The 14,502-nt window shown below is 67.3% G+C and carries 15 protein-coding genes; 8 read left to right on the top strand and 7 right to left on the bottom strand.

Translation table 11 applies throughout. The features are described from left to right. Positions 1 to 23: 23 nt before the first annotated feature. From AB0M15_RS01160 to AB0M15_RS01145, 4 genes are all read right to left on the bottom strand, one after another. Positions 24 to 1,034 carry a LacI family DNA-binding transcriptional regulator gene (locus tag AB0M15_RS01160; protein WP_363812670.1) on the bottom strand — a complete coding sequence of 337 codons (1,011 nt, stop codon included), beginning with the start codon at positions 1,032 to 1,034 and terminating at the stop codon, positions 24 to 26. A gap of 138 nt (positions 1,035 to 1,172) precedes the next feature. Further along, positions 1,173 to 1,961, bottom strand: coding sequence for an LLM class flavin-dependent oxidoreductase (locus AB0M15_RS01155; RefSeq protein ID WP_363812668.1), 789 nt, complete (start codon positions 1,959 to 1,961; stop codon positions 1,173 to 1,175). Between the two features lie 106 nt (positions 1,962 to 2,067). Beyond that, a complete protein-coding gene (locus AB0M15_RS01150) occupies positions 2,068 to 2,808 on the bottom strand; it encodes an SDR family oxidoreductase (RefSeq protein WP_363812666.1) in 741 nt (246 codons plus the stop codon). 73 nt (positions 2,809 to 2,881) lie between these two features. Beyond that, the gene (locus AB0M15_RS01145; RefSeq protein ID WP_363812664.1) at positions 2,882 to 3,328 is read right to left on the bottom strand and encodes an SgcJ/EcaC family oxidoreductase; all 447 of its coding nucleotides are present in this window, start codon (positions 3,326 to 3,328) and stop codon (positions 2,882 to 2,884) included. 77 nt (positions 3,329 to 3,405) lie between these two features. Here AB0M15_RS01145 and AB0M15_RS01140 point away from each other — a divergent pair, with 77 nt between their 5' ends. From AB0M15_RS01140 to AB0M15_RS01120, 5 genes are read left to right on the top strand one after another with little or no spacing between them, the layout of a single operon-like run. Next, complete coding sequence (locus AB0M15_RS01140; protein ID WP_363812662.1) at positions 3,406 to 3,861, top strand: MarR family transcriptional regulator; 456 nt, start codon at positions 3,406 to 3,408, stop codon at positions 3,859 to 3,861. A 35-nt stretch (positions 3,862 to 3,896) separates the two neighbouring features. After that, entirely contained in the window at positions 3,897 to 5,408 is a 1,512-nt protein-coding gene (locus AB0M15_RS01135) for an AlkA N-terminal domain-containing protein (RefSeq protein WP_363812660.1), read from the top strand. After that, positions 5,405 to 5,953, top strand: coding sequence for a GNAT family N-acetyltransferase (locus AB0M15_RS01130; RefSeq protein ID WP_363812658.1), 549 nt, complete (start codon positions 5,405 to 5,407; stop codon positions 5,951 to 5,953). The genes AB0M15_RS01135 and AB0M15_RS01130 overlap by 4 nt, the downstream gene beginning before the upstream one ends. Positions 5,954 to 5,955: 2 nt before the next feature. Further along, complete coding sequence (locus tag AB0M15_RS01125) at positions 5,956 to 6,441, top strand: methylated-DNA--[protein]-cysteine S-methyltransferase (RefSeq protein WP_363812656.1); 486 nt, start codon at positions 5,956 to 5,958, stop codon at positions 6,439 to 6,441. Positions 6,442 to 6,487: 46 nt separating this feature from the next. Further along, positions 6,488 to 7,078, top strand: a complete 591-nt coding sequence (locus tag AB0M15_RS01120; RefSeq protein ID WP_363812654.1) for a YdeI/OmpD-associated family protein — start codon at positions 6,488 to 6,490, stop codon at positions 7,076 to 7,078. Positions 7,079 to 7,155: 77 nt separating this feature from the next. On the opposite strand, the gene AB0M15_RS01115 is transcribed toward AB0M15_RS01120, so the two are convergent. Beyond that, positions 7,156 to 8,376, bottom strand: coding sequence for a cation:proton antiporter (locus AB0M15_RS01115; protein ID WP_363812652.1), 1,221 nt, complete (start codon positions 8,374 to 8,376; stop codon positions 7,156 to 7,158). A gap of 1 nt (position 8,377) precedes the next feature. Next, positions 8,378 to 8,854, bottom strand: a complete 477-nt coding sequence (locus AB0M15_RS01110) for a TrkA C-terminal domain-containing protein (RefSeq protein ID WP_363812650.1) — start codon at positions 8,852 to 8,854, stop codon at positions 8,378 to 8,380. A gap of 138 nt (positions 8,855 to 8,992) precedes the next feature. Here AB0M15_RS01110 and AB0M15_RS01105 point away from each other — a divergent pair, with 138 nt between their 5' ends. Both AB0M15_RS01105 and AB0M15_RS01100 read left to right on the top strand, forming a co-directional pair. Then, a complete protein-coding gene (locus AB0M15_RS01105; RefSeq protein ID WP_363812648.1) occupies positions 8,993 to 9,538 on the top strand; it encodes a PadR family transcriptional regulator in 546 nt (181 codons plus the stop codon). Then, positions 9,535 to 11,538: an NADPH-dependent 2,4-dienoyl-CoA reductase gene (locus AB0M15_RS01100; RefSeq protein ID WP_363812646.1), complete on the top strand. Its 2,004-nt coding sequence runs from the start codon at positions 9,535 to 9,537 to the stop codon at positions 11,536 to 11,538. The genes AB0M15_RS01105 and AB0M15_RS01100 overlap by 4 nt, the downstream gene beginning before the upstream one ends. Before the next feature lie 98 nt (positions 11,539 to 11,636). Here AB0M15_RS01100 and AB0M15_RS01095 read toward each other — a convergent pair whose 3' ends face one another. Next, positions 11,637 to 13,052, bottom strand: coding sequence for a M1 family metallopeptidase (locus AB0M15_RS01095; RefSeq protein ID WP_363812644.1), 1,416 nt, complete (start codon positions 13,050 to 13,052; stop codon positions 11,637 to 11,639). Positions 13,053 to 13,159: 107 nt separating this feature from the next. Between AB0M15_RS01095 and AB0M15_RS01090 the strand changes: the two genes are divergently transcribed. Further along, positions 13,160 to 14,455 carry an alpha/beta hydrolase-fold protein gene (locus AB0M15_RS01090; protein WP_363812642.1) on the top strand — a complete coding sequence of 432 codons (1,296 nt, stop codon included), beginning with the start codon at positions 13,160 to 13,162 and terminating at the stop codon, positions 14,453 to 14,455. Positions 14,456 to 14,502: the final 47 nt, after the last annotated feature.

Genomic DNA, 14,502 nt, shown 5'->3' with positions numbered 1-14,502 from the left:
GTCATGACGTACTTCCTCCTTGATCAGCCAGGGGCTGAGCTGCCCCTGACTACTAGCTCGGGTTGCAGAAGGCGTTCCGTCGGACCCTTGGGATCCGGTGCGGTGAGAATGTCGATCAGTTCGCCGGCGATCTCGTCCATCGGCTGCCGGATGCTCGTCAACGCCGGCGACACCACCGACGCCAACGGCGAGTCGTCGAAGCCGGTCACCGCGACGTCGACGCCGGCGACCAGGCCGCGCCGGCCGAGCTCTCGCAGGGCGCCCAGCGCGAGAATGTCGCTGATGGCAACGATCGCGTCGATCGCGGGGTCGGCGTCGAGGAGCTCCGCAGTAGCGCGTGCACCTTCGTCGATGGTGTCCACCCGACATCGGACGGCCAGTTCGTCGTGGCTCGGCAGGCCGAGCTCGACGCACCTCGCCTGCCAGCCGCTCAACCGGTTCTCTGCCAGTCCGGAGGTCCGCGGCCAGCTGAGGAAGCCGATCCGCCGCCGCCCGGTCTCGTACAGATGCTGTACCGCGGTCGCACACCCGCCCGCGCCGTCGACATCGACCCAGGGCCCGGGCTGGGTGGACTCCTCCCACACCCGCCCGAAGGACACGAAGGGGATCTGCTGCTCCTTCAGCCACGCGTGCCGCGGGTCGTGCGTCTCCGTCTGCGACAAGACGAACCCGTCCACCAGGCGCCGGGCGTGCAGGTCCTCGTAGACCGGCATGCCCTCGACTCCGACCGGTGCCGTGAACAACAAAATGTGCCGTCCGCTGCTCTCGGCGGAGGTGCACAACGCGTGCAGGAACTGGTCCATCACCAGATGGACCTGACCGTGCGGCCAGCTCGGCACGCAGTACCCGATCAGCTCGACAGCGCTCGTCCGGAGGCTGCGCGCGTTACGATTGGGGCGGTAGTTGAGCAGCTCGATCGATCGGGTCACCCGCTGCAAGGTGTCCGGCCGCAGCCGATGAGGCGCATTGAGGGCGTTGGAAACCGTCTGCACCGAGACCTCCGCATGAGCGGCAACCTGCTTCAACGTAGCCACGAACCAACCTCCCACCGCGCCAGAAGCCACCCGTTTTAACGTTCAAATCCACCTGCAGTCTCACCGCCAACCCCCTGCTCTGTCAACGGCTGGCCGGTACCCACCCCGCATCCGCCGACCCGGACCGGGCGACCAGGGTCAGCGAAGACGAGGCGGCCCGGCGCGCAGGATCTCGCGCGCTTCTTCGACCGGCCCGGGCGCGATCCACCGCCCCCACCACGTGGCGCCCGCCTCAGCGAACGCCATCGGGTCGCCTCCGCTCGCCTTCACCTCGAACCCACCCGCACCAGCAGCGTCGGCGAGCAGTTGGCGGACGTCTTCCGGGGTTGTTTGTTGTGGGGCTGCGGGGGTGCCCTTGTAGGCGCAGGAGCCGTCCCAGCGGAGGATCCGGCGGCGGACGGCGGGAACGAGGAAGTTGCCGCCGACCCAGATCGGGATCCTCGGCTTCTGCACCGGCACCGCGCTGAGTTGCGCGCCGTCGAGTTGGTAGTGCTTGCCGGCGTACCGGACGGGCTCGCCGGTCCACAGCGCGGTGATGATCTCCAGCGACTCGTCGAGCTTCTCGGCCAGCTCGCGTGGGGTGCCGGTGAGGAAGGGATCGCCCGGGTCGCCGATCCCGACGCCGAGGATCAGCCGGCCGTTCGACAGGTGATCCAAGGCGACGGTCTCGGCGGCGAGCTGCCACGGATGGCGGCGGGGGACCGGCGTGACGGTGGTGCCGAGGGTGATCGTCGACGTCGCGCACGCCATCGCCGCCAGACAGATCCACGGCTCGTGCGTCGGCTCCGCGACGTCCCCCTGGTAGACGAGGTAGTCCTCCAGGAACACCCCGTCCCACCCACAGTCCTCCGCCATCCGCGCCAGCTCAGCCAGCCCGCGCGGATCCCGCCCCGCCCCCACCGCCCCGAACGTCACCGAAAACCGCATGCCCAGAAGCTAGCGCTCCCCACCGACAGAACCACCCGCCGCACCTCGCCCCGGATGCTGCGTCGCCGCTGTCCATGGAGCTGCGCGTGTCGCCCGACGAGTGGAGTCAGGCTGCGTGGCCGCCGTCCACGTTCAGTTCGGTGCCGGTGACGTAGGAGCCGCCTGGCCCGGCGAGGTAGAGGACCGCCGCTGCGACGTCATCGACTGTGCCGAAGCGGTCGATCGCCAGGAACGACCGCTGCGCCTCGGCGAACGGTCCGTCGGCCGGGTTCATCGACGTGTCGGTCGGGCCGGGCTGGACGACGTTCGACGTGATGCCACGAGCGCCGAGCTCCCTGGCCAGCCCTCGGTTCATCCCGACGACAGCCGACTTGCTCATCGCGTACAGGCTCATCCCCGGACCGGTGTTCCGATCGGCGATGCAACTGCCGACGTGGATCATCCGCCCGCCATCAGCCAGCACACCGGCCGCGGCCTGCGCAGCGACGTACAGGCCGCGCACATTCACCGCCAGCACCCGATCCAGTTCCTCGAGGGTGACGTCGCCGATCATCCCCATCGTCCCGACGCCGGCGTTGTTGACGAACACATCCAACCCACCCAGTACTTCGTACGCCGTACCGACCGCCTCCCGCACCGCCCCCGCATCGGCCGCATTCGCCGGAATCGCGAACCCACGCTGCCCAACCGCCTCGATCTCCTTCACCACCGCCGCCGCCTCATCCGGCGAACGGTGATAGGTGATCGCGACATCCGCCCCACCCACCGCCAACGCAACCGCCACCGCAGCCCCGATCCCACGACTGCCCCCGGTCACCAATGCCATCTTTCCGTTGAGTTCTGTCATGCCTTCAGTCCACCCCCTTGAATCCGGCCGAGCTGGCGGAAATACGACCCGGGATCCTGGCGTCGTTTTTCCGCTACTGCGCGCCCAGCGGCGCACTGCGCGGCAGCAACCGGAAGGAGACCGCCTCCAGCAACCGCGCGCGCTTGGTGTTGTGGAACGCCGCTACCCGCCACTGCCCGTCGTCCTCGCGCACCAGCGTGAACGTCTGCACCTTCGACAGTCGCGCCGGCCGCTTCTTCCCGACGTCCCCGCGGGTCACCGCGATCGCAGTCCGGTCCCCGTACGTCCGCACCTCGACGAGCTCGCTGAACATCCGCGACCCCTTCAGGTACTTCCCGAACAACGCGTCATGCCCCGCCACCAGATCCACCCGGCCGCGGTAGACCGTCCCAACGAACGTCACATAACTCGCATCCACGGTGAAGTCCGCCCCGTAGGCCGCCGCATCGCCTGCGTTCCAGTGCGCAGCAAGTCGCTCGAGCAAGCTCTGGATCTCGGCGACGGTCTCGACGTCGGTCATGGTATTTTCTCCCTTGCAGTAGTTGCGTCAAGTAGTTATCTGCATTGATGCAGATATTAGATCGAAGGGGACCACTTGTGTCAACCGAATCCGCCGACCCGAGCGCGGTCTTCCGCCGGTACCTGAGTGCGATGGTGTTGCACAGTCTTGCCAGTGCGGAGGCGGCCGGGCTGAATGCGACCGACTACTTCGCGCTGAATCTGCTCGACCTGACCGGGCCGCAGACCTCGGGTGAGCTGGCTCGCTGGACCGGGCTGACCACCGGTGCGACCACCCGGCTGATCGACCGGCTGGAGGAGGGCGGTCATGTCCGGCGGGTGCTCGATCCGGCCGACCGGCGCAAGGTGATGGTCGAACTGGTCGCGCCGCCGGCCACTGTCGACCGGGCGGTCGAAGGGGCCCGGCGACGGTTGGGGGCGGTGATCGCGGAGTATGGTCCCCGGCAGCAGGCGACGCTGTTCGACTACTTCGGCCGGGCCGCCGAGGCGTACCGCGCCTCGACCGAGGAATTGGTCGAGCGGCGCGACGGCTGAGCACCTCGATGGCGTAAAACCGCTAGAAACTGTCGGTGCGGGCGGGGATGCTGGAGCACGTGTATGAATGCGTCGAGCGGTGCGTGCGAGCGGTCCAGTCGAAGGATGCCCGCTTCGACGGCTGGTTCTTCACCGCCGTACTGACCACCAGGATCTACTGCCGCCCGAGCTGTCCGGTCGTGCCGCCCAAGGTCAAGAACATGCGCTTCTACCCGAGCGCCGCCGCGGCCCAGCAGGCCGGCTTCCGGGCCTGCAAGCGCTGCCGGCCCGACGCGAGCCCGGGCTCCCCGGAGTGGAACGATCGCGCCGACCTGGTCGCCCGCGCGATGCGGTTGATCGGCGATGGGGTCGTCGACCGCGACGGCGTACCAGGCCTCGCGACCCAGCTCGGCTACTCGGTCCGCCAGGTCCAACGCCAACTGCAGGCCGAGCTCGGCGCCGGGCCACTGGCGTTGGCCAGAGCGCAGCGAGCCCAGACCGCGCGGCTGCTGATCGAGACCAGCTCGTTGCAGATGGCTGACGTCGCGTTCGCCGCCGGGTTCTCCAGCGTGCGGACCTTCAACGAGACCGTGCAGGAGGTCTTCGCGCTGTCACCCAGCGAGTTGCGCACCCGGGCCAAGCGCGGCGACGCGACCAGTGCGCCGGGGACGATTTCCTTGCGCCTCCCGTTCCGCCAGCCGTTGACGCCGGACAACCTCTTCGGGCATCTGATCGCCACCGGGGTGCCGGGGGTGGAGGAGTGGCATGACGGCGCCTATCGACGGACGCTGCGGCTCCCGCACGGTCATGGGGTCGTGGCGCTTCGCCCGATGCCTGACCACATCGCCTGCCAGCTCTCGCTCACCGATCAGCGCGACCTCTCGATCGCGATCAGCCGCTGCCGCCGGATGCTCGACCTCGACGCGGATCCGATCGCGGTCGACGACCTGCTCAAGACAGATCCTGTACTGGCTCCGCTGATCGAGAAGGCGCCCGGGCGTCGGGTGCCGCACACGGTCGACGGGGCCGAGTTCGCCGTACGGGCTGTGCTCGGTCAACAGGTGTCGACGGCCGCCGCTCGGACTCATGCGAGTCGTCTCGTGCAGGCGTACGGGGAACCGATCGATGATCCGCTGGGCAATCTGACTCATCTCTTCCCGACGATGGAGGCGCTGGCCGGGCTTGACCCCGAGACGCTGGCCTTTCCGAAGTCACGGCGTACGACGCTGACGACGTTGATCGCGACCCTTGCGGCCGGTGAGATCGACCTCGGCGCGGGCAGTGACTGGGACAAGGTGCGCGAGCAACTCGCGGCGTTGCCTGGCATCGGGCCGTGGACGGTCGAGTCGATTGCGATGCGCGCGCTCGGTGACCCGGATGCCTTTGTGGCAAGCGATCTGGGCATCAAGTATGCGGCTCGCGACCTCGGATTGCCGGAGGCGCCCAAGGCGCTGATCGCTCATGCGCGGGCTTGGCGGCCTTGGCGGGCGTACGCGGTGCAGTACTTGTGGGCGACCGGCGACCATGCCATCAACAAGATTCCGAACGACAGCGACGGAGTGAAATGAGCGAGCTGACCACCGACCGCCTGCTGCTCAGACAGTGGAAGGACAGCGACCGCGAACCCTTTGCGGCGCTGAACGCCGACCCGGCCGTGATGGAGCACTTCCCTGCAGCGCTCACCCGGGCGGAGAGCGACACGATGGTCGATCGGGTGAGCGCGGCGATCGACGAGCGGGGCTTTGGGTTCTGGGCGGTCGAAGTACGGGAGGCCGGGCAGTTCATCGGTATGACGGGGTTGTCCGTGCCGAGCTTCGATGCACCGTTCGGCCCGGGGGTCGAGATCGGCTGGCGACTGATGAAGGATGCCTGGGGCAACGGTTATGCGACCGAGGGCGCGCGGGCCTCGCTCGCGCATGCGTTCGGCCCGTTGGGCCTCGATGAGGTGCTGTCGTTCACCACGACGACGAATAAGCCGTCCCAGCGGGTGATGGAGCGGATCGGCATGACCCACGACGAGGCCGGCGACTTCGACCACCCGCGGCTGCCCGACGGGCATCCGCTGCAGCGGCATGTGCTCTACCGGATCACCCGCGCGCAGTGGGAGGCCTGACCATGTCGTACGCCGTCATGGACAGCCCGGTCGGCCCGCTCACCCTGGTCGCGGCCGACACCGGCGAACTGGCCGGCCTCTATATGGAACAGCACCGGCACCGCCCGCCGCTGGAGACCTTCGGTTCCCGCGACGACTCCCTCCTGCCTGAGGTCCAGCAGCAACTGAAGGAGTACTTCACCGGCGACCGCACCACCTTCGACGTACCCCTCAAACTGACCGGAACCCCTTTCCAGCAACAGGTCTGGTCCGCGTTGAAGGACATCCCATACGGCGAAGTCACCACCTACGGCCAACTGGCCGCCACCCTGGGCCTGGTCCCCGGCGCCTCCCGAGCGGTAGGCCTCGCCAACGGCAAAAACCCGGTAAGCATCATCGTCCCCTGCCACCGAGTCGTCGGCTCCACCGGCAACCTCACCGGCTACGGCGGCGGCCTCGACCGCAAACAGCACCTCCTCGACCACGAACGGGCCGACGTACTCTTCTGAACTAAGTGCTCACTAGATGAGCACTTATCTGATGCATGCTCTTGGTATGAGCACAGACGCGAAGGTCAAGCAGGTAGTCACCGACGACGAGGCATTCGCCCCCGCGTCGGTGCAGGAGTGGCGCGACTGGTTGGCCACGAACGGCCGGACCGAGCGCTCGGTCTGGCTGATCGTCCGCCGCGACGGTACCGGCGTCGAGCTGGCCGAGGCGGTCGAACACGCCCTCTGCTTCGGCTGGATCGACAGCAAAACCCTCCGCCGCGACGCGACCAGCACCTACCAAACCTTCACCCCCCGCAACCCCCGCAGTACCTGGAGCCAGGTCAACCGAGACCGCGCCGAGCGCCTCCTCGCCGAGGGCCTGATGGCGGCGCCCGGCCAGGAGCTGATCGACCTGGCACAAAGGACCGGCACCTGGGACTCCCTAGCCGACGCACAGAACGGCGTAATCCCCGCCGACCTACAGTCCGAACTAGCCCGCCACCCCAAGGCAGCCGCCCACTTCGCCGCCTTCCCACCCTCCTCCAAACGCCGAATCCTCGAATGGATAACCCTCGCCAAACGCCCCGAAACCCGAGCCAACCGCATCACCCAAACAATCACCCTCGCCACCACAAACCAACGCGCCAACCACTAACCCCACCACCAACCGCCCGGGCTGACCACACACCGCCTTCCCTTGCAGCCGTCAGGCTGCGCCGTGGGGAGGTGAGGTCAGTTTCGGGAGTCGGCGGTGTCGTCGAGGCGTTCGGCGAGCGGTGGGCCGATTGGGTCGGGCTTCTTGCGGAGGTTGGTTAGTTTGCGGGCGACCGGTTCGGTGAAGCGGGCGGTGATGGGGCCGAGGATTACGAGGATGAGGACGTAGGCGGTGGCGAGCGGGCCCAGCCGAGGTTCGACTCCGACTGCGAGGCCGGCGATGACGATGGAGAATTCGCCGCGGGCGACGAGCGTGCCGCCTGCGCGCCAGCGGCCGGCGGACTTGACGCCCGCCTTGCGAGCGGCGTACCAGCCGGTGGCGATCTTCGTCAGCGAGGTCAGTACTGCGAGCGCCAACGCGATCCCCAGCACCGGCGGAATGTCCGCCGGGTCAGTGCTCAACCCGAAGAAAACAAAGAAAACGGCGGCAAACAGATCCCGCAGCGGGCTCAGCAGATTGCGCGCCCCCTTCGCCACCTCGCCCGACAACGCGATCCCGACCAGGAACGCCCCGACCGCCGCCGACACCTGCAACTTCTGGGCGACTCCGGCGACCAGCAACGTCAGCCCGAGTACGACGAGCAGCAGCATCTCCGGATTGTCCGACGAGACAGCCCGGCTGATCACCCGTCCGTAGCGCAGGGCGACGAACAGTACGACGCTCACCGTCCCCAGCGAGATCAGCAACGTCACGCTGCCACCCGCCAGCCCGGCACCGGCGAGCAACGCCGTCAGGATCGGCAGATAGACTGCCATCGACAGATCCTCGAGCACCAGGATCCCGAGCACGATCGGCGTCTCGCGATTACCGAGCCGCCCGAGATCGCCGACCACCTTCGCGATCACCCCCGACGACGAGATCCACGTGACGCCGGCCAGCGCGACCGCCGCCACCGGCCCCCAACCGAGCAGCAATGCGACAGCCGCACCCGGCAACGCGTTCAGCAGGAAGTCGACCACGCCGGACAGGTACTGCGTCTTCAGCGTCCCGACCAGATCGGCCGCGGTGTACTCGAGCCCGAGCAGCAACAGCAGCAGGATCACGCCGATCTCCGCGCCGGTGGCAACGAACTCCTCCGACGCGTCCAGCGGCAACAGCCCGCCGTGCCCGAAGGCCAGCCCGGCTAAGAGATAAAGGGGAATCGGCGAGAAGCCGACCCGCCCGGCGATCCGGCCGAGGATGCCGAGGGCAAGCAGTACGGCGCCGAGCTCGATCAGCAGGCCGGTCGTCTCGTGCATCTCAGCCTCCCGTGATCAGTTCGGCGACGGCGTCGACGCCTTCGCGGGTACCGACCACGACGATCGTGTCCCCGGTGGCGAACCTGAAGTCGGGTGTCGGGGAGGGCACGGCGCCGGTACGGCGTAGTACCGCGACGATCGACGCGCCGGTCCGCGTACGCGCCTGGGTGTCGCCGAGCGTGCGGCCGGAGTACGGGGAGCGGCTGGTGATCGGGATCTGCTCGGTGACCAGGTCGATCTCGATGTCACCGCGCAGCGGCTCGATCGGCGCGGGGATCAGGAGCTGGCCGAGCGCGCTCGCCTCGGCCGGGCCGAGCGGGACGCTGCCCAGGCAACTGTCGTCGTCCTCGGGATCGTGGAACCCCAGGAATCGCCGGCCGTCCGTGTGCACCACCACCGAGACGTGCTTGCCGCCGTCGGTGATGAGGTCGTACCGGGTGCCGATCCCGGGCAACGTGGTCCTGATGGGGTGCTCCAAGGAATTTCTCCGCTCCGCAATAGCTGGCGTCTGCAACCATTCTCCCTCATCCGACCAACCGGTTGGATATCCCGCCGCGGTGTGAACTGCGTTGCAATCAGATGCACTGCAACTCGTTGCATAGGTATGGTCGGCGGCATGGCCCTCGAACACGCGATCCTCGTCTCGCTGACCGAGCGCGCCGGGTCCGGCTACGAGCTGGCCCGGCGGTTCGATCGGTCGATCGGATTCTTCTGGCCCGCGACCCACCAGCAGATCTACCGGGTACTGCGCCGGATGGACGACGCCGGCTGGATCACCCACACCGAGATCGCCCAGGACGGCCGCCCGGACAAGAAGGTCTACGAGGTGTCGCAGGACGGCCGCTCCGAGCTCACGCGCTGGTTGGCCGAGCCCGTCGATCCGGCTCTTCTGCGTGACGGGTTGGCGGTCAAGCTCCGGGGTGCTTCATTGGGCGACACTTCCGCAGTACTGCGGGAAGTCGAGCGGCACCGCGCCGAGCACGCGACCCGGCTGGAGACCTACCGCAGCATCCAGCGCCGTGACTTCCCGAAGCCCGACAAGCTCAACGGCCGTGAACTACACCAGTACCTCGTACTCCGCGGCGGCGTCCGCGCCGAGGAGTCGTTCCTCGGCTGGTGCGACGAAGTCATCCAGGCGATGCGATCGGAGAGCACCTCATGACCGAGTACCCGAACCTGCTGGCCCCGCTCGACCTCGGCCACGTCACCCTGAAGAACCGGGTGATCATGGGCTCGATGCACACCGGTCTCGAGGACCGCGCCAAGGACCTGCCGAAGCTCGCCGCGTACTTCGCCGAGCGCGCTCGCGGCGGCGTCGGCCTGATCGTCACGGGCGGCTACGCGCCGAACCGGACCGGCTGGCTGACTCCTTTCGCTTCGAAGCTGACCAATCGCCGGGAGGCTCGCAGGCACCGGGCTGTGACCGATGCTGTGCACGCTGAGGACGGGCTGATCGCGTTGCAGATCCTGCATGCGGGGCGCTATGCCTATCACCCGTTCAGCGTCTCGGCGTCGGCTGTGAAGGCGCCGATCAACCCGTTCAAACCGCGGGCGCTGACCGATCGCGGCGTACGGCGGCAGATCGCCGCGTACGTGAGGTGTGCGGCGCTGGCGCAGGAAGGTGGGTACGACGGCGTCGAGGTGATGGGGTCCGAGGGGTACTTCATCAACCAGTTCCTGGCCGAGCGGACCAACAAGCGACGCGATCGCTGGGGTGGCAGCGCGGAGAACCGGCGCCGGCTCGCGGTCGAGATCGTCCGGGGGATTCGCGAACGCGTCGGGCCGGACTTCCTGATCATCTACCGGCTGTCGATGGCGGACCTGGTCGAGGGCGGTCAGGACTGGTCCGAGGTTGTTGCGTTGGGCAAGGAGATCGAGGCGGCCGGGGCGTCGATCATCAACACCGGGATCGGCTGGCACGAGGCGCGGGTGCCGACCATCGTGACGTCGGTGCCGCGGGCTGCGTTCACGTCGATCACGGCGTCGTTCCGGCCGCATGTCTCCATCCCGGTGGTGACGTCGAACCGGATCAACCTGCCGCAGGTCGGTGAGGAGGTACTGGCTCGTGGTGACGCCGATCTGATCAGCATGGCCCGGCCGTTCCTGGCCGACCCGGAATGGGTGCTCAAGGCAACGGCTGATCGGGCGGACGAGATCAACGTCTGCATCGCCTGCAACCAGGCCTGTCTGGACCACGTGTTCGCCAGACAGCACGCGAGTTGCATGGTCAATCCACGCGCCGCCCGGGAGACCGAACTGGTGCTGCTGCCAACTCGGCGTACGCGTCGAATCGCCGTCGTCGGCGCCGGACCGGCCGGCCTTTCGGCTGCGGTCACCGCCGCCGAACGTGGCCATGACGTCGAACTCTTCGAAGCAGACGACGAGATCGGCGGCCAATTCGGTATCGCTCGACGGATCCCCGGCAAGGAAGAATTCGCCGAGACCATCCGGTACTACGAACGCCGACTCGCGTTGACCGGCGTCAAGCTCCACCTGGGCCACCGCGCCGTCGCCGCCGACCTGGAAGGCTTCGACGAGGTCATCCTCGCGACCGGCGTGGTCCCGCGGATCCCATCCATCTCCGGCATCGACCACGAGAAGGTCCTCTCGTACGTCGACGTAGTCCGCCACGGCCGCCCCGTCGGCAAATCCGTAGCCGTCATCGGCGCCGGCGGCATCGGCGTGGACGTCACCGAATTCCTCACCACCGTCGACTCCCCGACCTTGGACCTCGCCGCCTGGAAAGCCGAATGGGGCGTAACCGACCCCCGCACCACCCCCGGCGCCCTCACCAAACCCAACCCCGAACCATCCCCACGCCAGATCTACCTACTCCAACGCAAGCCCGGAAAAATCGGCGCCACCCTAGGCAAAACCACCGGCTGGGTCCACCGAGCAGCCCTGAAAAACAAACAAGTAGAGCTCCTGACCAACGTCAACTACGAACGCATAGACGACGAAGGCCTCCACCTAACCTTCGGCCCCAACCACGAAAACCCCCGCGTCCTAGCCGTCGACACCATCGTCATCTGCGCCGGCCAGGAACCAGTCCGCGACCTCTCCACCCCCACCACCCACCTGATCGGCGGCGCCCACCTAGCCACCGAACTGGACGCCAAACGAGCAATCCTCCAAGGCACCGAACTAGCCGCCACCCTCTAGCAGCCGCCCAGTTGTGGTGACCTTGAACACCAAACGGTGGGCTTGAACAAGTAATACCTTGTCCAAGCCCACCGTTTGGTGTTCAAGGTCACCGCTGGTTAGAGCTTGGGTTTGCCTGGTTGGTAGAGCCAGGTGTTGAAGAAGGGGGTTAGGTTGCGGTGGGTTTGGTGTTCGGCGTACTTGATGAAGGTTTGGGTTGAGACGATTGAGTGGCGATGGGTGGTGGGCCAGGACTTCAGGAGGTCGAAGAAGGCCTTGTCGCCGATTTTGAGGCGTAGGGCGTGGAGGGTGAGGGCGCCTCGGGTGTAGACGAGGTCGTCGAAGATTTGGTTTCGGCCGGGGTTGGCTACCTTGCCGGTCCAGTCGTCTTCGGCCGCGTAGGTCTGCTCGAAGGTTTTTTGGGCGGGGACGCCCTTGAACTTCTCCTGGTAGAGCCATTCGGAGTACGTCGCGAAGCCTTCGTTGAGCCAGATGTCTGACCAGCGGGCGGGGGTCAGGCTGTCGCCGAACCATTGGTGGCCCAGTTCGTGGGCGAGGAGGTCGCCGCTGACTTTGCTGCTGCGCTGATCGTAGACCGGGCGGCCTTGGGTCTCCAGGGCGTAGTGGACGCCCACGTCGCCGATGATGCCGCCGGTTGAGGCGAAGGGGTAGCGGCCGTACACCGACTGCTCCCACTCGACGATCTGCGCGGTGGTCTTGTTGAAGACCTTGCCCTGGCCGGCGACGGTGTCGACCGACTGGCCGATCGCGGTGATGTTCGGGCGGCCGTCGCGCAGCGTGCCGCGGGTGACGGTGTACTTCCCGATGGCGAGCATGCTGAGCTCGCTGGCCATCGGCTGGTTCATCGTCCACCGGAAGGTGGTCCGCCCGCCCCGCTTGGTGACGGGACCAGGCTCGCCGTTGGCCAGTACCGTCAGGCCGTTCGGCACGTTGACCGTCTGGCTGTACGTCGCCTTGTCGCGGGTCGTGTCGTTCACCGGGTAGTACGTCGCCGCGCCGATCGGCTGGTTGAGCGCGACCGCGCCGTCCTTCGTCGCAGCCCAGCCCGAAATCCCCAAAGCGGGGTCATCGATCTTGCGAGGTACGCCCGCATACGACACCGAAACGACGAACCTGCTCCCTCGCCGCAGCCCCTGCGCCGGGGTGATCACCAACTCCTGCGCGCCGGTTCGCTTGAAGGCCGCGCGCCGCCCGTTGACCGAGAGCTTGCTGATCTTCAGCGGCCCGAGGAAGTCCAGGTCGAAGCGGGACAGGTTCTGCGTCGCCCGAGCCGAGATCGTCGTCGTCGCGCTGATCGCATGAGTCGTCGGGCTGAACGCGAGCTTGATGTCGTAGTGACTCACGTCATAGCCACCGTTACCCATGTCCGGGAAGTACGGATCCCCGTCCCCGGCCGCACCGGGGGAGAACAGCGAGGAGGTCGGCGCGGCTGACGCCGCCGGACTCACCGCGGCCACCAGCCCAAGAGCCAACGCACCGGCAATCAACGAATGGCGACGGACGGCTCGTCCCATAACTCCTCCTAAAGGGGCCCAAACGACTCGCACTGCGTGCGGCAACCAAACTAGTCGGCAAGACGTCTACCTTCGGGGCAGGGGTGCCGGAGTCTACGGAGGATGACGTGGCATTAGAGGTGTCGCTGCTGAGCGGATGGCTGCCGTGGACCCTCGAGAGCGTCGCGGTAGTTGCTCTGGTCCTCGCAGTCGGGTGGCGGGACGCGCGGTGGCGCACCAGGAAGCTGCCGCTCATTGTCGTCGGCGCGGCGGTGGCTGGGTTGCTCACCGCCCGGGTGGTGCTGCCGGCGTCAGGGGTCACTGATCCGTTGCCGCTCTCGGTGTGGCTGTGGTTCGGGGTTGTGGTCGGCGCATTGCTGGTGCTGATCGTCGGCTGGAACGCGCCCCGGCGGGCGACCGGACACGCGGCACTGTCGCGGACCGTGAACTGGCGCCATCGAGGAGCAGCAGTCGTCGCTGCCACCTTGGCCGCGATCGTCTGCGCCAACGGTGTCAACCAGTTCGTCGGGTACTTCCCCACAGTCGGCGATGCGGTCGCGGGGATCGAGAACAAGCAGGTCCCGGGCGAAGTGTCACTCCACCAACTGACCAGCAAGCCGGACCCGGTAGCCCAGAAGAACGGCAAGCTGGTCAAGATCACCATCCCGGCGACACCCAGCGGCTTCAAGCACCGGCCCGAGCTGGTCTGGCTACCGCCGGCCTGGTTCCAGAAGAGCAGGCCCGCCTTGCCGGCGGTCGAGATGATCGCCGCCGAGCACTCCAAGCCGGAGAACTGGATCCGGATCGGACAGGCCGTCCGGACAGCGGAGGCCTACGCGGCAAGGCATCACGGCGCCGGCCCGATCCTGGTTTTCGTCGACCCGACGGGCGGGTTCGGCAACGACACCGAGTGCGTCAACGGGCCGCACGGGCAAGCTGAGGATCACCTCGTGCTCGACGTACCGCAGTACGTCGAGAAGCACTTCGGCGCCTCGACGGATCCGCGGAGATGGGCGATCGCCGGCTTCTCGATGGGCGGTACCTGTGCCATCGGACTCGTTACCGAGCACCCCGAGGCGTTCCGGCACTTCCTCGACATCTCCGGCGACGAGGCCCCGAACACCGGCGACGAGGCACAGACCGTTGCCAACCTGTTCGGCGGATCGCAGGCGGCGTACGACGTGCACGCCCCGCTGACCGTCATGGTCAAGCACGGCCCGTACCCACCGATCACCGGCCAGTACCTGGACGGCACGGAGGAGCTCACCCACATCCGCGTCGCCAAGGAGTTCATCACCGCAGGCAAGAAGGTCGGCATCACCTCGACCCTCACCGTCCAGCCCGGCGGCCACAACTGGCAATTCGCCACCCAGGCCTTCACTTACGCCTACCCGTGGCTGGCCGACCAACTCCTCAACACCTAATCTGTAGTCGCGGGGTTGCTGGTTGTGAGGATGACGGTGGTACTTAG

The sequence above is a fragment of the Kribbella sp. NPDC051718 genome (assembly GCF_040681515.1).
Classification (GTDB): Bacteria; Actinomycetota; Actinomycetes; order Propionibacteriales; family Kribbellaceae; genus Kribbella.
Note: the sequence above shows the minus strand (reverse complement) of the source record. Positions and strands in the feature narration are given on the sequence as shown.